The sequence below is a fragment of the Massiliimicrobium timonense genome (genome assembly GCF_042850985.1).
Classification (GTDB): Bacteria; Bacillota_I; Bacilli_A; order Erysipelotrichales; family Coprobacillaceae; genus Allocoprobacillus.
In genome coordinates, this window is sequence record NZ_AP031415.1 from 2,040,491 (window position 1) to 2,059,059 (window position 18,569).

General features: G+C 39.2%; 21 protein-coding genes. 18 read left to right on the plus strand and 3 right to left on the minus strand.

The window, feature by feature from the left end; translation table 11 throughout:
* Positions 1-102 precede the first annotated feature (102 nt).
* Genes mobT through ACGHJ8_RS10615 form a run of 3 tightly spaced genes read left to right on the plus strand, consistent with a single transcriptional unit; the run spans position 103 to position 1,671 of the window.
* Entirely contained in the window at positions 103-1,314 is a 1,212-nt protein-coding gene (gene mobT / locus ACGHJ8_RS10605) for a MobT family relaxase (RefSeq protein ID WP_390542443.1), read from the plus strand.
* A 4-nt stretch (positions 1,315-1,318) separates the two neighbouring features.
* Positions 1,319-1,450, plus strand: a complete 132-nt coding sequence (locus ACGHJ8_RS10610; protein ID WP_118034846.1) for a DUF3789 domain-containing protein — start codon at positions 1,319-1,321, stop codon at positions 1,448-1,450.
* Entirely contained in the window at positions 1,450-1,671 is a 222-nt protein-coding gene (locus ACGHJ8_RS10615; RefSeq protein ID WP_005363222.1) for a hypothetical protein, read from the plus strand. The genes ACGHJ8_RS10610 and ACGHJ8_RS10615 overlap by 1 nt, the downstream gene beginning before the upstream one ends.
* Positions 1,672-1,869: 198 nt before the next feature.
* Here ACGHJ8_RS10615 and ACGHJ8_RS10620 read toward each other — a convergent pair whose 3' ends face one another.
* From ACGHJ8_RS10620 to ACGHJ8_RS10630, 3 genes are all read right to left on the minus strand, one after another.
* Positions 1,870-3,063 (minus strand): tyrosine-type recombinase/integrase, encoded by a 1,194-nt coding sequence (locus ACGHJ8_RS10620; RefSeq protein ID WP_390414434.1) that lies wholly within the window; start codon positions 3,061-3,063, stop codon positions 1,870-1,872.
* Between the two features lie 78 nt (positions 3,064-3,141).
* Positions 3,142-3,345 (minus strand): excisionase, encoded by a 204-nt coding sequence (locus tag ACGHJ8_RS10625; protein ID WP_002607397.1) that lies wholly within the window; start codon positions 3,343-3,345, stop codon positions 3,142-3,144.
* Positions 3,345-4,406, minus strand: coding sequence for a replication initiation factor domain-containing protein (locus ACGHJ8_RS10630; RefSeq protein ID WP_278044932.1), 1,062 nt, complete (start codon positions 4,404-4,406; stop codon positions 3,345-3,347). The genes ACGHJ8_RS10625 and ACGHJ8_RS10630 overlap by 1 nt, the downstream gene beginning before the upstream one ends.
* 496 nt (positions 4,407-4,902) lie before the next feature.
* Between ACGHJ8_RS10630 and ACGHJ8_RS10635 the strand changes: the two genes are divergently transcribed.
* The 15 genes from ACGHJ8_RS10635 (at position 4,903) to ACGHJ8_RS10705 (ending at position 18,510) form a co-directional block, all read left to right on the plus strand.
* Positions 4,903-5,574 carry a helix-turn-helix domain-containing protein gene (locus tag ACGHJ8_RS10635; protein WP_004612630.1) on the plus strand — a complete coding sequence of 224 codons (672 nt, stop codon included), beginning with the start codon at positions 4,903-4,905 and terminating at the stop codon, positions 5,572-5,574.
* 257 nt (positions 5,575-5,831) lie between these two features.
* Complete coding sequence (locus ACGHJ8_RS10640) at positions 5,832-6,443, plus strand: hypothetical protein (protein ID WP_173722015.1); 612 nt, start codon at positions 5,832-5,834, stop codon at positions 6,441-6,443.
* Between the two features lie 83 nt (positions 6,444-6,526).
* Positions 6,527-7,270 carry a hypothetical protein gene (locus tag ACGHJ8_RS10645; protein ID WP_071143777.1) on the plus strand — a complete coding sequence of 248 codons (744 nt, stop codon included), beginning with the start codon at positions 6,527-6,529 and terminating at the stop codon, positions 7,268-7,270.
* A 133-nt stretch (positions 7,271-7,403) separates the two neighbouring features.
* Positions 7,404-7,805 (plus strand): hypothetical protein, encoded by a 402-nt coding sequence (locus tag ACGHJ8_RS10650; RefSeq protein WP_207663068.1) that lies wholly within the window; start codon positions 7,404-7,406, stop codon positions 7,803-7,805.
* 43 nt (positions 7,806-7,848) lie between these two features.
* On the plus strand, positions 7,849-8,433 hold the full coding sequence (locus tag ACGHJ8_RS10655) for a hypothetical protein (RefSeq protein ID WP_077742251.1): 585 nt from the start codon (positions 7,849-7,851) through the stop codon (positions 8,431-8,433).
* Between the two features lie 303 nt (positions 8,434-8,736).
* The gene (locus ACGHJ8_RS10660; RefSeq protein WP_390540306.1) at positions 8,737-9,651 is read left to right on the plus strand and encodes a nucleotidyltransferase; all 915 of its coding nucleotides are present in this window, start codon (positions 8,737-8,739) and stop codon (positions 9,649-9,651) included.
* On the plus strand, positions 9,638-10,228 hold the full coding sequence (locus ACGHJ8_RS10665) for a hypothetical protein (protein ID WP_390540308.1): 591 nt from the start codon (positions 9,638-9,640) through the stop codon (positions 10,226-10,228). The genes ACGHJ8_RS10660 and ACGHJ8_RS10665 overlap by 14 nt, the downstream gene beginning before the upstream one ends.
* 72 nt (positions 10,229-10,300) lie before the next feature.
* Positions 10,301-10,543 (plus strand): hypothetical protein, encoded by a 243-nt coding sequence (locus ACGHJ8_RS10670; protein WP_390540310.1) that lies wholly within the window; start codon positions 10,301-10,303, stop codon positions 10,541-10,543.
* Positions 10,525-11,019 carry an antirestriction protein ArdA gene (locus tag ACGHJ8_RS10675; RefSeq protein ID WP_390540312.1) on the plus strand — a complete coding sequence of 165 codons (495 nt, stop codon included), beginning with the start codon at positions 10,525-10,527 and terminating at the stop codon, positions 11,017-11,019. The genes ACGHJ8_RS10670 and ACGHJ8_RS10675 overlap by 19 nt, the downstream gene beginning before the upstream one ends.
* Positions 11,020-11,033: 14 nt before the next feature.
* A complete protein-coding gene (locus ACGHJ8_RS10680) occupies positions 11,034-11,531 on the plus strand; it encodes an antirestriction protein ArdA (RefSeq protein ID WP_368199408.1) in 498 nt (165 codons plus the stop codon).
* Positions 11,532-11,647: 116 nt separating this feature from the next.
* Positions 11,648-12,037 (plus strand): conjugal transfer protein, encoded by a 390-nt coding sequence (locus tag ACGHJ8_RS10685; protein ID WP_390540314.1) that lies wholly within the window; start codon positions 11,648-11,650, stop codon positions 12,035-12,037.
* The gene (locus tag ACGHJ8_RS10690) at positions 12,024-14,474 is read left to right on the plus strand and encodes an ATP-binding protein (RefSeq protein ID WP_390540316.1); all 2,451 of its coding nucleotides are present in this window, start codon (positions 12,024-12,026) and stop codon (positions 14,472-14,474) included. The genes ACGHJ8_RS10685 and ACGHJ8_RS10690 overlap by 14 nt, the downstream gene beginning before the upstream one ends.
* A 5-nt stretch (positions 14,475-14,479) precedes the next feature.
* Entirely contained in the window at positions 14,480-16,588 is a 2,109-nt protein-coding gene (locus ACGHJ8_RS10695; protein ID WP_390540318.1) for a CD3337/EF1877 family mobilome membrane protein, read from the plus strand.
* Complete coding sequence (locus ACGHJ8_RS10700; RefSeq protein ID WP_390540320.1) at positions 16,585-17,589, plus strand: lysozyme family protein; 1,005 nt, start codon at positions 16,585-16,587, stop codon at positions 17,587-17,589. Before ACGHJ8_RS10695 ends, ACGHJ8_RS10700 begins: the two co-directional genes overlap by 4 nt.
* Before the next feature lie 18 nt (positions 17,590-17,607).
* A complete protein-coding gene (locus ACGHJ8_RS10705; protein WP_390542446.1) occupies positions 17,608-18,510 on the plus strand; it encodes a conjugal transfer protein in 903 nt (300 codons plus the stop codon).
* Positions 18,511-18,569: the final 59 nt, after the last annotated feature.

Here is an 18,569-nt window from a genome sequence, read left to right on the forward strand (position 1 = left end):
GGAAACAGTCAATCAAATATCGGAAAGACCGCTAAAACAGTGGACTTTTCAAACATTCAAGGGAGTGTGACAAAATCGGAAAATGTCACATTCCTTTTTCGATTGGAGGGATTTTTACTGAATGATACCGATTGGATAAATGATTTTAAGGAAAAACGGACGCAGTACGGCGTTTCCCAGAATCAGCTTGCGGTCATGGCTGGTGTCAGTCGAGAGTATGTCAGCAGGCTTGAATCTGGAAAAGTAGCCTTGACGGAAGAAATCAAGGTGAAATTCACGGACGCTCTGGAGCGATTGAATCCAGACAATCCGCTGGAAATGGTCTTGGATTACGTCAGAATCCGATTCCCCACACAGGACGTAAAACACGTTGTTGAGGATATTCTCAAATTAAGGTTTGATGTGATGATACATGAGGATTTCGGATTCTACTCCTATGCGGAACATTATGTCTTGGGTGATGTGTTCGTGCTGACTTCACCCGATAAGGAAAAAGGCACATTGCTAGAGCTGAAAGGCAAAGGCTGCCGACAAATGGAAAACTACCTGCTGGCACAGCATAGGAGCTGGTATGACTTTCTCATGGACGCTCTGATAGAGGGAGGTGTGATGAAACGTCTTGACCTTGCCATCAACGATATGGCAGGAATCTTGGATATTCCAGAGCTGACAGAGAAATGCAACCATGAAGAATGTATTTCCGTATTCCGCAGTTTCAAGTCTTACCGTTCTGGTGAACTTGTCAGAAGTCAGGAACAGGATAAATACGGTATGGGAAATACATTGTATATCGGTTCACTCAAATCAGAAGTCTATTTCTGTATCTATGAAAAGGACTATGAACAGTATGTCAAATACGATATTCCTATTGAAGATACGAAAATCAAGAACCGTTTTGAAATAAGGCTAAAGAATGAGCGAGCCTATCATGCGGTGCGTGACCTGCTGACCTACCATGACGCAGAGCGTACCGCTTTTGATATTATCAACCGCTATATGCGATTCGCAGACAAGGAGGTGGAGAAACGACGCAGCGAATGGAAAACCAATGAGAAATGGGCGTACTTTATCGGTTCTGATCGTGGGCGTCTGAAACTGACGACCAAACCAGAACCGTACACGCTCACAAGGACGCTCAACTGGATAAGCAGGCAGGTCGCCCCTACTTGGAAAGTCTTACAGCAGATAGACAGTACCAACGGTACAAGTTATCTCAAAGATATTTTAGACCATGCGAAGCTCACCGAGCGTCATAAGAAACTGATTGAACAACAGACGACTTCCACAGAGGAAGTCATTAAACAGGAGGAATGACAACATGAAACATATCTTATTTGATTTATTTTTAGTATCTCTTGGTGCAGGTATCGGAGTGATTACAATGTGTCTGGTACAGGCTGGCAGCCAGTTTGACAGGGATATGGAAACATGGAAAAGAGGTGAGAAATAATGAATTTCGGACAAAACTTATACAACTGGTTTTTAAGTAATGCACAGAGCTTGGTGCTTATGGCAATCGCTGTTATCGGAGTGTATCTCGGTTTCAAGCGTGAGTTTTCCAAACTTATCGGCTTTCTGGTGATTGCCTTAATTGCTGTCGGCTTGGTATTCAATGCCGCTGGCGTAAAAGACGTACTGTTACAGTTATTCAATAAGATTATTGGGGCATAAAAAATGTAAAATATTGCGATTGATTAAAATAAATTATATATGTCTTTTTGACTATCTTTTTATATCTTCTTAAATGTCCGCAAAGCCTTATTTTATAGGCTCTACGGGCATTTTGCTTTTGTGGTAAACCTCACATATCTAGGTCTATCTTCTTATATTTTCGCTATCAAGCGTGGTTAAAATCGTGGTAAATACTTCTTATGCGATTAGACGCTGAACCTCTGATTTTGCGGTATCTATGGACGCATGAGCGTACCAGTTCATTGTGATACTAATGTTTGAATGCCCCATGATATACCGTAAATCTTTTGGGTTCATGTTCTTGCTTGCCAGCCTTGTGCAGAACGTATGGCGTAGCGTATGCGGTGTGATATGTGGCAAGGGGTTATCCTTATGGTACTTGTTGTATTTCTTTACCATACGGACAAATAAAGCATTGTAATCAATCGCAACTTTGGGTTTGCCTTTATGATTGACAAATAAAAAATTGCTCTGTCCGTCTATCACAAATGGTTCTGCCTTTGGGCGTTTTTTCATAACCCGTTGAAATGCCTGTATTGTTTCTCTGCTTAATGGCACTTGCCTTATTCCGCTCTTTGTTTTAGGCGTTTCAATATAATAGCCCTGTTCCTTGCTCTTTAATAACTGGTGGTCGATAATCACAACTTCATTCTTGAAATCAATATCGGCTACTGTCAGCCCGCACAGTTCCGAGATACGAAGTCCTGTCTTTAATAATATCAGCACATCATCATAATGCTTGTGATACACATTGTCTGTTTTGATGAATGAGAGTAAGGCTTGTTCCTGTTCCTCTGTCAATGCGACTTTCTCTTTGGTATCATTTTCTAGGACTTCATTTAACTTGAAATCAAAGGGATTTTTCCTTACGCAATCGTCTTGTATGGCGATATAGAATGACGCTTTTAACGAGCGTTTATGGTTGTTAATGGTATTGTAGGAAAAACCTTTGTCTTTCATGCGTAACGCCCATTCCTTAGCGTCAGAGGGTTTGATTGTATCAATGCTCCTCGCACCTAACTTGTCCTCTTTCAATAACCGCATGAGTTGTTCCCGTTGTTTCATTGTGCTTTTCTTCACATTTGCCCTCTGTGCGTTCTGTTTGGCATAGAGTTGGCAAAGCGTCATTTTCTTGCCTGTGCTGTCGATACCGTCCTCAATATCCCGTCTTATCTGCTGTTCCAGTTCTCGAAGTGAGGGTTTTTCCCGTTTTCCCTTTGGTGTCGGGTCTGTAGGTGTCAATCTCCAAGCATACACATATTTTGTGTTTCCAAATGCGTCTACATATTTATATAAGTATTTTCCGTCTGTTCGTTGGCTCTCTCCAGTATGCAGGATACGACCTTTGTTATCCCGTCTTTTTTCTTTCATGGTGTCTGCTCCTTTCCTTGTTGGAAAGAGCCTTGATATGACTTGTGTTCATCATAACACATACAAGGCTCATTTGCATTAGATTGCGTCCAATTTATCAATAACCTGTTCAAATTGTCGGCGTTTAATCTGTATGCGGTTGCCATTCATAATGAGCCAGCCAGCGTCTTTGTTTTCCTCTGCCAATCGTCTTAACTTGTTTTCTCCGATACGGAAATACTTTGACGCTTCTTCAATGGTAAGGGTGTATTTTTCCCATACGGGAATATCGTTGTTATTCATCAGATACCCCCTTTCCCATGTTTCGTGTCATACTGGATATAGGGGATAAGGTCGGTGCGGTTTATCCTCTGTAAATGGGCGGTTAATTTACTGGAAAGGGAATTGCTGTATCTTGCCTTATCAAGCATAGTTCCTACTTTTTCCAGTCCACCTAATGCGTCATGTTCTTCTAAGAAATAAAAACTTTTGACAGCGGAAATCACGCCACCCTCTGTGAGCCATTGCTGTGTTTCTTCAAGAGAATTTTGCTGTTTTGGTACTTGCAGTTTTAAGACTTCCACAGCCCCTAAAAAGCGTTCCCAAAACCGACAAGTTTTCCACCTGCTCTTATTACTTTCGTTTCTGTTTGGTACGACAAAGCGTAGGTTGTTTGCCAATAGACCGAAAGCAAGTTCTCCAAGTTCCAGCGGTCTTTCCTTGAATGTCATGGCAAAAGCATGAGCCTTATCATCACGCAGTTGCATTTCTGTCCGTTTCCAACTGCCGACTTCATCAAGTGTCTTATTATGTTTTGAACAGACTTCCTTATCCTTATCATAAAAGCGGTAGGACAATCCCGATTTGCCAGCACCGATATAAACAGTCTTTGCGGTGTCGAAATCATCAAACTTGCTTTCGTCAAAGTGGTAGCCCTCACTATTCGAGATAAATTCCTCTTTTTCGCATTTCTTCTTTATCTGATCTATGGTAAAAAATGGCTTTTCGTTTTTATCGTCAATGGCAATATCAAGCCTTGTGAAGTGGAAGTTATCCCGTCCGTATCTTCGCTCACAATGTTTGAACATATCCCCAAAAGTATAATTCCTATTGTCGAGAATACGGAAAATATCATCACAACCTCTGCCAGTCATAACAAGATAACAGCCTAACCCTTGTGGGTTATCCTCTGTTTTTCTTGCGTCCCCCGATACATAAATATCTCCAATCTGCCAGCGTGCTTGATAAGTTTTGTATTTAATGCTTGCCGGATAGACATTGAAAATATCAGTCGGTAAACCTAAAATGTGCATGATGACATCTTCTGCGGTTGCAGTATCAAATACAATGCTGATGTAATCAATCTTAACGGATAAATTTTTGTGTGTAGTTATAGTGCATTACTCCTTTCGTACTTCCCGTTTTTTTGCGGGGTAAAAATCGTGTTTTTTCCTTTATTTATCACAGTTTCTGGGTACTATGACATGTATGCGCAGGGCGGTGTTACATATACGCCCTTTACGAACGCCTAAAGGCGTTCCTTTTCTTCCTGTGTCTGCTCCGTTCTTAACGCTCACGAGCCTTGTAAGGCTCGTGGCTAAACGGAACAGCCCCAGTCAGAAACCTTATTTTCGGTCTGATAGTCCATACCTATTCATGCTATCAAAATGAAAATATCTATTCTATATGCTTACTCAAGCGTGTGATTGACCCTAGCGTGCTTAATCACTCTATCTGATATGATAATAACGCCATTAGAATTACTTGTCAAGAAGTTTTTGTTGACTTTTGGATATAGATTAAGTATGATATGCTTATAAATACCAAAAAAAGCAACGAAAGGAGCGGTTATACTAAGTTATGGAGCATTATGAAAAGAAAATCAGTTTCTTAGGAGAGAACATACAAACCATAAGAAAACATAGAGGAATGAAACAACAGGAACTGGCGGACAAAATCGGTATCAATATGCAGAGCCTTTCCAAGATTGAACGTGGTGTGAATTATCCTACCTTTGATACGCTGGAAAAGATAATGGACGTGCTGGGTGTAACGCCCAATGAATTATTGTCGGGAGAATGGAAGTATATCGATCACACCGAGCCATATATCATGGATATTATCAAACGGGAACAGGACTTCAATGTTTCTTTAGATTATCTGTCTGAAAATGAATTTTTCGATAATGAAAACGAATACAGATTTTACATGGAAACCATATTGATTAGATACATCAGCAATTATCTTTCTAATGAGGTTGTAGAAATTGAAGAACTTATGGAAATCAAACAGTTGATACAGCGTCAAAAAATAGAACGCATGATGAAAGTACATAAGGAAATGCGAGGGTTAGACCGATACAGAGAACAGCCGAAAGAATACAAATATCACAACCCTTATGATGACTGGATATTCCGTCAACTTGCAGATATAGATAACAGAAAAAATATTCCTAATACTTCTCCACAAGTAGACTTTAATGAGGGAGATTATGAAGATTATCTAAAGGCGAAATGGAACAGAGGTCTTTAATTTCCTCTTGCATGGAAGATACAGCAAATAAAAAGCCCAGTAAAGAGTGCAAAGCACCACCAATGGTGGCAAGGCTCTTGACAGGGCTTTTTCTTTTCTGTGATTGATAATCAAGAGGAAGAAAAGAAAAGTGTGTATTTTCCAAGATAGAAAAATATTAAGAGGTATGCTGATTTTTATTGTGGTGGATATATGGAACTGTTATAATATGGGCATGAAGAAAGCGACAAATTAGAAGTTGTAAGGATGTGTTTCAAATGACAAAAGAAGAACGACAAAAATATAAAGAACTAACAAAAGTTTTGCCTAAAATGCTTAAAGATAAAATTAAAAAATATAAGTTTAAGAAAAAAGATTTTATGATTTGGTATAGTACAAAGGAATTATTCTTTGATTTGCTTATTGGTGTGAAAGTAAAGTCAGATGATAAGTGTTATTGTACTGCTATAGAAACAATCAAACCATTGTGGTTAGATGATTTGTTATGGGATTTATTGAAAATGGAAACCAATAAAAAAGAACCATTAAGTTTGAGAACTATTGGTGCATTTACAGTTAGCGGTGCTGAATTGTTTAAAAATGAAACAGAATTAAAAGAATGGACAATCAGTGAATTAGAAGAAATCATAGATAATTATTTAGAACATTTTTATAAAACTGCTCAATCATCTTCAATCTGTGATTTTTACAATAATTTAGAAAATTCTATATACCATGTTGAATTAAGAAAAGCATTATCATTGATTCACGAGCATAAATATCAAGGTGCTTTAGATTATTTGAAAGACAAAGGTGAAGGTATTTTTAAGAATGGTGATGTATCTATAAATAATGCAATCAGAGAATACTGTATAAATCAACTTTCATAGATGGATAAAATCCAGTTTGTAGTGCAGTAAATTCCAGTTTGTAGAACTGTATTAAATCATCAAATCACATAGAGGTGGCGATTATGCGATATAAAAAATTTTTATTAGGTGTTATAGCAAGCGTGCTTTGTCTAGGACTATTAAATGGTTGTAGCAGTTATTCGCATGATTTTAACTCTAGTGAAGAAGCACAAAAATATATCTTATCCAAATTAAAGGACAAATACAATGAAGAATTTATTATTACAGAAGTGAAGAAGTACAAAGAAGAAAAAATAGGATTAAACTGGATTATGGCAGAAGTTTCCAGTAAAGAAAATTCTTCTCAAACTGCTACTATATATACACGAAATACTGGACTTTTTGAGGATAGTTACCATGTTTATTACTATTCTGATGAAATAAAAGAACTTGCAACTCCTTTATTTCAAGATAAGCCTTTTATAAGAGGTTATCAAATTGAAGTTCAAGGGCATACAACCACGACAGAATGGAATGGTAAGGAAAGTGTAGAAGAATATCTGAAAAAAAGGGAATATGAAATAGAAACAAGTATATATCTTAATGAGGGAAAAACTGATAAAGAATATGCAGAAGAACTTTCCTATATCATGCAAGAAATTGTAGAAAGTGATTTGGTTTTTAATATTTCAGTATATACAAGCGATGATAACCTTATTTTCTATTCTCTACCAGAACAGCACAGTCAACCAGACGTAGAAGTGATTTTGGAAAAAATGGCAGATGTTAAAAGACAACAAAAAACGCAAAAAGATTATAAGGAATGGAAGAAACAAAATCAGAACAATGAAACAAATTCTGATTGATGTAGTAATAAAGGAGTGAAAAAATGATTTACGAACCCGAAAATCTAAAAAAGAAAAGAGCAATGTATGAAAAAAAGATAAATGGCTCATTAGATTAGCCTTTCTATTTTGGGCGGTACTGCTATTTATTTATGTGAACATAGTAATTCCCTATGTAAAATCAACAATTGGTTTTTTAGGCATTATCGTTGGTGGTATTGCCGTTATTACTATTGTTTATTTCTTTATCATGTTCTTTGTTTTAATGCGTAGAGGATATCAGTTTAGAAAAATGAATAACGATATTGTAAGAGAATATCAAGAAAATAAAAATGGAGAACTCTTTTTAGAAAAACTTCTTGCAATGGATATGAAGCCTAAAGATATGCAAGATGAAATGACATGGTATCTTAATATTGCAACTGCATTTAATGTATTAGGTAAACGAAATGAAAGTATTGCTTTGTTTAAACAATTAGAAGAAGTTGCAACAGAAAAAGATAAAGAATTGATTCAGAATAGTATTAAATTTGTGCAAGAACAGTTAGAAAAATAATAGTGATTAAGTAGTAAGGGAAAATCAAAGGAGCGATTAGGTAATGACAATTCTTATTTATTTTTTAACAATAGTATTTGGTATAGTATGTTTTGTGATTATGAAAAAGAAACGCTATAAAGTCATGCCACTTATCTGTTTGATTATGTTTATTTGTTTCATTGGCTGTGGAATTATTTCTATTTTATCTTTAACTTTGCCATATGGTGAGCTTTTGTTTTATCCGTTTGGAGCGACTATATTTGGTTTGATATTTATTTTGGTTGGGGTAAATGATTTATATTCGTTATTGCGTTGTAGAGAAAAAGTGGACGGCGTGTATTGTGGCTATAATACATATTATGGTGGCAATGGCATTTCTACACAATCTCCAATATTTGAATATACATATAACGGAACTTATTATCGTGAGCAAACAACACAGAATATTTCTCATAAAAGATTAAATAGGAGTATGACACAAGGAAATGTATATAGTATATATATTGACCCAAAGCACCCAGCAGTATTTATTCTGGCTAAAAAAATTAACATAGGAACAATAGTTTCGATAATATTAGGGTTATTTCTATTTACTGGTGGAATTGATTCATTATTAAAATTTTTGTCTATGTTATTAGGGCGATAGTATATACCTTGTTAGTAAATTGTCTGATAACCTTATATCACATATAGAGCAGTTAGTCTTAGGATTGACTGCTTTTAAAAAAGACATCATTATATCTAAATGATGTCTTTTGGGTATTATTTTATAGGTCATATCAAGGCTCATTCAATCGTGGTAAATTCGTGGTAAAATGAATGTTTTTTTATACTTCAAAATGCTTGAAAGTCTAGTGTTTATGCGGATAATCGAAAATTAGGTATATAATTTTAAATAACTGATATAATTTACTTATGTAAAAAATCATTTAAAGGTGGTAATTTATCCGTGGCAAATTTCAGTGAAGAAACTTTAAAAAGTTGGTATAAACCGGCTAGTGAAACCGAAGATACAAAAATAAATAACGTTATTAATATGATAAAAAAAGCCATTCAAAGTAGTGACGAATTTGATTCGCTTAAATACGAAATATTTGTTCAAGGGTCTTATGGAAACAATACAAATGTAAGAGTAAATAGTGACGTTGATGTGAATGTAATGCTTACCAGTACATTTTTTACTTGTTATCCTGAAGGAAAAAATGATGCCGATTATTCATTTTCTGAGGGCACTATTTCTTATTCTGATTATAAAGAACGTGTAATTCGCGCTTTAAAAAAGAAATTTGGAGCTGACAGTATCTCTTTGGGGAATAAATCTGTTAAAATCTCATCAAATTCCTACAGAGTAAATGCAGATTGTGTAATTAGTATGCAGTATAGAAATTATAATGTAATTAACAGTACAAATCCTAACAACTATGTTGAAGGAATTAAATATTTTGCTAATGATGGAAAAACCGTTATCAATTATCCAAAAGAACATATTGAAAATGGTAACTCTAAAAATGTTGCGACTAACCATCAATACAAAAAATTAGTAAGAATTTTTAAACGAGTACGCAATAAAATGTCGGAAGAAGGATTAATTGAAAAAGATAAGATTACTTCTTTTCTTGTAGAATGTTTAGTATGGAACATACCTAACACTACCATTACAAAATATTCAACATGGAATGAGACTGTCAAACAAGCAATTATATATTTATATCATGCTATAAAAGACAATAAATGCTCTGAATGGGGTGAAGTTAGTGATTGGCTGTATTTATTTCATAGTAGCAGAAAATGGACAAAAGATGACGCACAAGATTTTTTATTGAAAATGTGGATATATATGGGGTATGGAAATGAAAACAATTAATACGAAAATAATGACATACGTCCTCGTTGGATTGGTAGTAGTGACAGTACTTATAACCTATACCTTAAATGACAGTACTATTGATTTGAACTTTTGTATTGAATGCATTACAAAATCTGTCACGGTAGTTTCTATTTTCTTATTCCTTTTTAGTACTATTTTATGGAAAATGCGCATATTTCAAAGATGGCTTGTATTAGTACCGAATTTAAATGGAATCTGGGAAGGTGAAATTCAATCGGATTGGATTGATCCAAACACAAATGAAAAAATACCACCAATAGAAGCAACTTTAATAATTAAGCAATCACTATTTCATGTGAGTTGCATTATGAAAACAGATGAAATGACAAGTCGCAGTATGGCATATGGCTTTAATCTTGACCCTGATAATCAACTAACACAATTATCATATACTTATATCAGTACACCTCTTCAAACAATTCAAGAAAAAAGCAGAATTCATTATGGTTCAGTTCTTTTTGATATTGAAGAAAAAGAACTGAATGGTAATTATTGGACGGGAAGAAAAACGACTGGTATAATAAAAATGAAATGGAAATGCAAACTAAACTAAAAGAAAAATTAGGCAGTAAATCTACAAGGTTTGCTGCTTTTTTTATGCAAATTTTTAAGATTGGAGGACAACATGAAAACAGATATTTTTGAGGATATGAAAGACTGTATCGGCTGCCATGTTTCTGACCTGCCCTACCATAAACGTGAGGTATGGGAGGAAATCAAACGACAGATACCGCTTGCATATCCGAAAGAACAGTTAGAAAAATTCTCTCATTATGTGTTCGGTGTAGATTATGCTGTTATAATGGGAATACTGGAAATGAGGAAAGGAAGTGATAAGCCTTGCAGGAAATGCGAATCTATCTTTTAAACAATACAAAGCCTTACCATGACGAGGACGACGGTTACTCTGGTGACTGGTTTAGCTGCCCTGTGGACTTTGAGGAAGTCAGAGAAAAACTCGGTGTGGAACATGAAGAACAGATTGAGATTGCGGACTATGAGCTGCCCTTTGATGTACACAGCGATATGCCGCTTTGGGAAATCAATGCCAACTGTCGCATGGTTCTTGAAATGGAGGGTACGCCTATTGGTAATGAAATGAAAGCCATTCAGCAGAAATGGTTTGCCAGCTTTGATGAATTTATTGACCATAAGGACGAGATACGTTACTATGATGTGGGGGACGGTGCGGCACTGGCAGAATACCTTATCCGTGAGGAATCCGTTTTCGGTGAGATTCCCCACGAACTTCTAAAACATATCGACTACCATTCCTACGGAAGTGAACTGGAAATGGACGACAGATACCTTTTTACAACAAGCGGCGTATTCCGTTATCAGTAAAGGGGTGATGTAATATAGAAGAAATGCGAGTTTATATCGCCAATCTTGGAAAATATAACGAGGGTGAGCTTGTAGGTGCGTGGTTCACTCCGCCTGTCGATTATGACGAAATGGCAGAACGTATCGGCTTGAATGAGCGATACGAAGAATACGCTATCCATGATTACGAGCTGCCCTTTGAGATTGACGAATACACACCAATAGAGGAAGTCAACCGCCTTTGTGAAATGGTGAAGGACTTACCAGAGGATATACAGGACGAACTTTCAGAGCTGCTCTGCTATTACAGCAGTTTGGAAGAATTGTGCGAACACGCAGACGATATTATCCATTATCCCGATTGTGACGATATGACAGACGTTGCCTATTACTTCATAGATGAATGTCAAAGTCTGGGTGAAATACCAGACAGGATAAGAAACTACATAGATTATGAAGCCTACGGGCGTGACCTTGATTTAGAGGGGCGTTTTGTCGTCACCAATCATGGCGTGTTTGAATGTCCGTACTGACAATTACAACTGAATATTTTATCATCAACCAGTGAAATGACACTGGTATTTTTTATGCAGCAGCCTTGAAATATAGGCTGCTGTTTCCATTTTAGAAAAGAAAGGAGCTGTAAAAATTGAAGAAAATCAAAAGCTATACAAGCATATGGAGCGTGGAGAAAGTCATTTATGCAATCAACGACTTTCAGCTCCCGTTTCCTCTCACGTTCAGTCAGATGGCTTGGTTTGTGGTGTCGCTGTTTGTGGTGATTCTCTTTGGGGAGCTGCCGCCCTTTAACATGATTGACGGGGCGTTCCTCAAATACTTTGGAATCCCTGTGGCGTTTACTTGGTTCGTATCGCAAAAGACCTTTGACGGAAAGAAGCCTTTCGGATTCTTGAAATCGGCTGTCACCTTTGCCTTACGTCCCAAAGTGACCTATGCAGGAAACGCCATCAAGCTGAAACATGAGAAATTCAATCCCGTTATTACAGCAGTTAGGAGTGTGATGTATGTTCCCGATTAAATATATAGAAAACAATCTGGTGTTCAACCATGACGGTGAGTGCTTCGCCTACTATGAGCTGACACCCTACAATTATTCGTTCCTGTCACCAGAGGAAAAATATATGGTGCATGACAACTTCCGTCAGCTTATCGCACAGAACCGTGACGGAAAAATCCATGCCTTGCAGATTGCCACAGAGGACAGTCTGCGTGCCATGCAGGAGCGTTCCAAAAAAGGAATCACAGGCAGGTTAAAAGAAATCGCCTGTAAAAAGGTAGACGAACAGACCGAAGCGTTGGTTGAGATGATTGGGGAAAATCAGATTGACTACCGCTTTTTTCTTGGATTCAAGCTGTTAGTCAATGAGGAAGAAATCAACCTAAAGAGCATGAAGAAGTCAGCAGCCATGACCTTTACCGATTTTATCTATGAGGTCAATCACAAGCTCATGGGTGACTTTGTTTCCATGAGTAATGATGAAATCAACCGTTTTATGAAGATGGAAAAACTCTTGGAAAGTAAAATATCAAGACGTTTTCAGTTCCGCAGGCTGGATAAAAACGACTTCGGGTATCTCTTGGAACACATCTACGGAAATACAGGCGTTGCGTACAGTGATTACAGTTACGATTTACCCGTCAAGAAGTTAAAACGTGAAACGCTGGTGAAGCGATATGACCTTATCCGTCCTACTCGCTGCATAATAGAAGAAAACCAGCGATACCTAAAGATAGAGCGTGAAGATCAGACAACGTATGTTGCCTACTTCACGATTAACAATATCGTGGGGGAGCTGGACTTTCCATCAAGTGAGATATTTTATTATCAGCAACAACAATTCACATTCCCCGTTTCCACTTCTATGAATGTGGAAATCGTCACCAACAAAAAAGCTCTGACTACGGTAAGGAATAAAAAGAAAGAATTGAAAGACTTGGATAACCACGCTTGGGAATCCAACAACGAAACGGGAAACAACGTCATTGAAGCTCTGGATTCGGTGAATGAGCTGGAAATGAATCTCGACCAGTCAAAGGAATCCATGTACAAGCTGTCTTACGTTATCCGTGTGGCGGCTGATTCATTGGACGAATTGAAGCGACGCTGTGATGAAGTCAAGGATTTTTATGACGACTTGAATGTCAAACTGGTTCGTCCGTTTGGTGATATGTTAGGACTTCACGGTGAATTTATTCCAGCAAGCAAGCGTTACATCAATGACTATATCCAGTATGTCACTTCTGACTTTCTCGCTGGTCTTGGGTTCGGTGCGACACAGCAGCTTGGGGAAACGGACGGTATCTATATCGGCTATAACCTTGACACAGGAAAGAATGTGTACTTAAAGCCTAGCCTTGCGGCACAGGGCGTTAAGGGTTCGGTCACTAATGCGTTGGCTGCCGCTTTTCTTGGTTCGCTCGGTGGCGGCAAGTCATTCTGTAACAACCTTATCATCTATTATGCGGTGCTGTTTGGAGGAAAAGCGGTCATTGTAGACCCGAAATCAGAGCGTGGCAACTGGCAGGAAACACTACCCGATATTGCACATGAAATTAAAATCGTGAATCTCACCAGTGAGGATAAGAACAAAGGACTTCTTGACCCGTATGTGATTATGAAGCGTACAAAGGACGCTGAAAGTTTGGCTATCGACATACTCACTTTTTTAACTGGTATCAGCAGTCGTGACGGTGAGAAGTTCCCTGTTCTGCGTCGTGCAATCCGTTCCGTGACACAAAGTAAGCAGCGTGGACTACTCCGTGTCATTGATGAATTAAGGAAAGACGGTTCATCAGTGGCAGAAAATATCGCAGACCATATCGAAAGCATGACGGACTATGACTTTGCACACTTACTTTTCTCGGACGGTGATGTAAAGCAGTCCATCAGTTTAGACCGACAGCTTAATATCATACAGGTGGCAGACCTTGTACTGCCAGACAAGGACACAAAGTTTGAAGAATACACTACTATGGAATTATTGTCGGTGGCAATGCTTATCGTTATCAGTACCTTTGCCTTAGACTTTATCCATTCAGACAGAAGCATTTTCAAGATGGTGGATTTGAACGAAGCGTGGACGTTCTTACAGGTAGCACAGGGAAAAGCACTCTCTAACAAGCTGATTCGTGCTGGACGTTCCATGAACGCCGCTGTTTATTTCGTCACACAAAACTCTGGTGATGTGGACGACGAAAAAATGAAGAATAATATCGGTCTGAAATTTGCCTTTAGAAGCACAGATATAAAAGAAATCAAAAATACCCTTGAATTTTTCGGTGTGGATAAAGATGACGAGGGCAACCAGAAGCGACTTAGGGATTTGGAAAACGGACAATGCCTGTTTCAAGATTTATACGGGCGTGTGGGCGTTATCCAGATTCACCCTGTATTCGCTGACCTGTTCCATGCCTTTGATACCAGACCACCAGTGCAGACGGAAGAATCGAGGTGAAGCCTATGCGTAAACGAAAAATCCTAAGATTCTTCGGTATCGCTCTGCTGGTAGTTCTCGGTGTGCTGGTATTCCTGTCAATCACAGGTACGGTGGCTCATGCGGCTGGTCTGGTAGACAATACGGTAAGCGACGCTAACGCCTATTCTAAATATCCGCTGGAAAACTACCAGTTGGACTTCTATGTGGATTCAAGCTGGGACTGGCTACCGTGGAACTGGCTGGACGGTATCGGCAAAAGTATTCAGTACGGACTATATGCCATCACAAACTTTGTCTGGACGGTGAGCTTATACATTTCCAATGCGACGGGATATGTGGTACAGGAAGCCTACAAGCTGGACTTTATCTCTGATACCGCAAGTTCTATCGGAAAGAACATTCAGACGCTTGCAGGTATCACTTCCAGCGGCTTTTCCAGTGAGGGGTTCTATGTAGGATTTTTGCTTATCCTTATTCTGGTAATGGGTATCTATGTTTCCTACACAGGACTTATCAAAAGGGAAACGACAAAGGCGGTTCATGCAGTTATCAATTTCCTTGTGGTGTTTATCTTATCAGCGTCCTTTATCGCCTACGCTCCAAACTATATCAGCAAAATCAACGACTTTTCCGCTGATATAAGCAGCTCGGCGTTATCGCTTGGTACAAAGATTGTGCTGCCCGATTCCAACAGCAAAGGAAAAGACAGTGTGGATTTGATTCGTGACAGCCTGTTTTCCATACAGGTGAAACAACCGTGGCTGCTCTTGCAGTATGGGGAATCCGATATAGAAACACTGGGTTCTGACCGTGTGGAAAGCCTGTTATCGGCAAGTCCAGATACGGACGACAGAGAGGACGTTGTTGTTGATGAAATCGAGGACAGGGATAATGCAAATTTAAGTGTCACAAAGACCATGAGCCGACTGGGAACAGTGGTATTTCTGTTTATCTTCAATATTGGAATCTCTATCTTTGTATTCCTGCTTACGGGCATGATGATTTTTTCACAGGTACTATTTATCATTTACGCCATGTTTTTACCGATTAGCTTTATCTTATCCATGATACCGACTTATGAGGGCATGGCAAAAAAGGCACTTACGAAGCTGTTCAATACCATTATGATGAGGGCAGGAATCACGCTGATTATCACGACTGCTTTCAGCATATCCACTATGTTCTACTCGATTTCTTCTGGCTATCCGTTCTTTATGATTGCCTTTTTACAGATAGTCACCTTTGCAGGAATCTATTTTAAACTCGGTGATTTGATGGCAATGTTCAGTCTGCAATCTTCCGATACACAGCAGGTCAGCAGGCGAATCATGCGACGACCTTATATGTTCCTGAACCGCAGGGCAAGACGCTTGGAGCGTAAAATCGGAAGAACCGTTGCGGCTGGTGCTGCTGGGGGTGTCGCTGGTGCTGCGGCTGCTACTGCCACGAAAAAGACGAATAATGCAAAATCAGCAGGCGGCAGTCATAGCAGACCGAATAATACGCCATCTTCCCACAGTGGAGGTAATGGAAAGCCGCCTGCTTTACCAGTGAATCAAAAACCGCCTGCTCTGCCCGATAATCAGAAAAAAGATTCTTCACACTCGGCAGTACATAGCAGCTCTACGAGCCAGACACAAGAGGTATCGGATTCTAAGCGTGGTATCGTAGATAAAAAAGCGGTATCAAAACAGCAGCCATCAGAGAAACAGAATAAACAAAGACCGCTGGTTGATAAGAAATCTGTGGAACAGGATAAGGAGCGACAGGACAATGGATCAGCGACAAAAGCTGGTACAGCGAAAGGAACTGCCCCATTGCATGAGCGACCAGTGACAACGCCTGTATCTGCGAAAGCAGCTCCACAGGAGGCAGGTTCTAAACAGGAATCTACTGCGAAAAAACGTCCTGCAACTGTGACAAAGGAACAATCACAATCTGCCAGAGCAAAAGAACCAGCGACAAGGCAACAGGAGAATGTAAGGACACAGGTTGTCAGAGAATCTACATCAACAGCGAATAAACAATCTGCCCCTACTACCCGTCAGACCGTACAGCATCAGGAACAGACAAAGACCGTACAGAAAAAGACCACGAATAAAACGTCCAGCAGGAAAGGCGGCAAGAAATGAAGCTAAGACACTTCGCTGTGTTCGGTGGGATTTTCACGGTGATTATCTGTCTGCTTTTGTTTCTGTTTATCGTGACCGCAGATGATGAAGAAAGCAGCACTTCCCACTATGATTTTTCTGGACTGAATCTGTCAGAGGAAGTGCTGAAACATCAGCCGACGGTAGAAAAATATGCGAAAGAATACGGGGTTGAAGATTATGTGAATTATCTGCTTGCCATCATGCAGGTGGAATCTGGCGGCACAGGTACAACAGACGTTATGCAAGCCAGTGAATCACTTGGTCTGCCGCTTAACTCCCTTTCCACAGAGGAATCCATCAAACAGGGGTGTAAATACTTTTCGGAGCTTTTGAAATCCGCAGAAGCAAAAGGCTGTGACATCAATACGGTGGTACAAGCCTATAACTATGGTGGCGGCTTTATTGATTATGTGGCGAATCACGGAAAAAAATATACTTTTGAACTGGCTGTCAGTTTTGCAAAGGATAAATCGGGCGGTGTGAAAGTCACCTATAAAAATGAGATTTCCATTAAGGAAAATGGCGGCTGGCGTTACAAGTACGGGAATATGTTCTACGTGCGGCTTGTGAATCAGTATTTAGCTGTTCCAAACTTTAGCGACGCTACGGTGCAGGCAATCTTCAATGAAGCATTGAAGTATCAAGGCTGGAAGTACGTCTATGGCGGCAGCAATCCAAACACCAGCTTTGATTGTTCTGGTCTTACCTCTTGGTGTTATAGAAAAGTTGGTATCAGTTTACCTCGTACCGCACAGGCACAGTATGACGCTACACAGCACATACCATTATCACAGGCAAAGGCTGGTGACTTGGTATTCTTCCACTCAACTTATAATGCTGGAACGTATGTTACTCATGTGGGAATCTATGCAGGAAACAACAGAATGTATCACGCTGGAAATCCTATCGGATATGCAGATTTAACAAGCTCGTACTGGCAGCAACATTTGATTGGTGCTGGACGGGTAAAAACGAAATAGAAAGGAAATGGTACTATGATATTTAAGAAAAAGGACAAAGAATCGAAACCCAAAAAAGAAAGACACGTGCCTGTGATGAAAATAGGCACGCATAAGAAAACCGTGATTGCCTTATGGCTGGTGCTGATTGCAAGTGTCAGCTTTGGGGTGTATAAGAATTTCACCGCTATTGATATGCACACGGTACATGAAAAAGAAGTCATTGAACAGCGTATCGTTGATACCAACAAGATAGAGAACTTTGTAAAATCCTTTGCTTTAGTCTACTATTCTTGGAACAACACGCAGGAATCCATTGACGCACGAACCGCAGCCATCAATAACTATCTGACAAAGAGCTTGCAGGATTTGAATGTTGATACGGTAAGACAGGATATACCTACAAGCTCTACGGTCACAGATGTGAAGATATGGAATATAGAAGATGCTGGAACAGACGACTTTACCGTTGTCTACTCGGTAGATCAGACGGTAACGGAGGGTGAACAGTCTATCGGTTATACTTCCGCTTATATGGTGGTGGTTCATGTAGATAGTGACGGAAACATGGTTATCACACAGAATCCGACCATCAGCAGCACACCAACAAAATCCAGCTATGAACCAAAAACAAAGGAATCTGACGGAACGGTGGACGCTGCCACAACAGAGGAAGTGACAGAGTTCTTGGAAACTTTCTTCAAGCTCTATCCGACTGCAACCGAAAAGGAACTTGCCTACTATGTATCTGGGAATGTGCTTGAACCTGTAAACTGCGATTATGTGTTCTCGGAGCTGGTAAATCCTATCTTTATCAAAGATGGTGAACAGGTCAAAGTGTCGGTATCGGTGAAATATCTCGACCAGAGAACAAAGGCGACGCAGATTTCACAGTTTGACTTGACGCTGGAAAAAGATAGTAACTGGAAGATTGTAAAATAAATTGAAAACAGACTTGCTAGATATTATATTTATAGCAAGCCTTGTCTAACAATTTAAAA

Excerpts from the sequence above, each read along its gene's own strand:
- ACGHJ8_RS10610 (WP_118034846.1), top strand. The coding sequence starts at position 1,319 with ATGAAACATATCTTATTTGATTTATTTTTAGTATCTCTTGGTGCAGGT.
- ACGHJ8_RS10615 (WP_005363222.1), top strand. The coding sequence starts at position 1,450 with ATGAATTTCGGACAAAACTTATACAACTGGTTTTTAAGTAATGCACAG.
- ACGHJ8_RS10620 (WP_390414434.1), bottom strand. The coding sequence starts at position 3,063 with ATGAAAGAAAAAAGACGGGATAACAAAGGTCGTATCCTGCATACTGGA.
- ACGHJ8_RS10625 (WP_002607397.1), bottom strand. The coding sequence starts at position 3,345 with ATGAATAACAACGATATTCCCGTATGGGAAAAATACACCCTTACCATT.
- ACGHJ8_RS10635 (WP_004612630.1), top strand. The coding sequence starts at position 4,903 with ATGGAGCATTATGAAAAGAAAATCAGTTTCTTAGGAGAGAACATACAA.
- ACGHJ8_RS10640 (WP_173722015.1), top strand. The coding sequence starts at position 5,832 with ATGACAAAAGAAGAACGACAAAAATATAAAGAACTAACAAAAGTTTTG.
- ACGHJ8_RS10645 (WP_071143777.1), top strand. The coding sequence starts at position 6,527 with ATGCGATATAAAAAATTTTTATTAGGTGTTATAGCAAGCGTGCTTTGT.
- ACGHJ8_RS10655 (WP_077742251.1), top strand. The coding sequence starts at position 7,849 with ATGACAATTCTTATTTATTTTTTAACAATAGTATTTGGTATAGTATGT.
- ACGHJ8_RS10665 (WP_390540308.1), top strand. The coding sequence starts at position 9,638 with ATGAAAACAATTAATACGAAAATAATGACATACGTCCTCGTTGGATTG.
- ACGHJ8_RS10670 (WP_390540310.1), top strand. The coding sequence starts at position 10,301 with ATGAAAACAGATATTTTTGAGGATATGAAAGACTGTATCGGCTGCCAT.
- ACGHJ8_RS10675 (WP_390540312.1), top strand. The coding sequence starts at position 10,525 with ATGCGAATCTATCTTTTAAACAATACAAAGCCTTACCATGACGAGGAC.
- ACGHJ8_RS10690 (WP_390540316.1), top strand. The coding sequence starts at position 12,024 with ATGTTCCCGATTAAATATATAGAAAACAATCTGGTGTTCAACCATGAC.
- ACGHJ8_RS10695 (WP_390540318.1), top strand. The coding sequence starts at position 14,480 with ATGCGTAAACGAAAAATCCTAAGATTCTTCGGTATCGCTCTGCTGGTA.
- ACGHJ8_RS10700 (WP_390540320.1), top strand. The coding sequence starts at position 16,585 with ATGAAGCTAAGACACTTCGCTGTGTTCGGTGGGATTTTCACGGTGATT.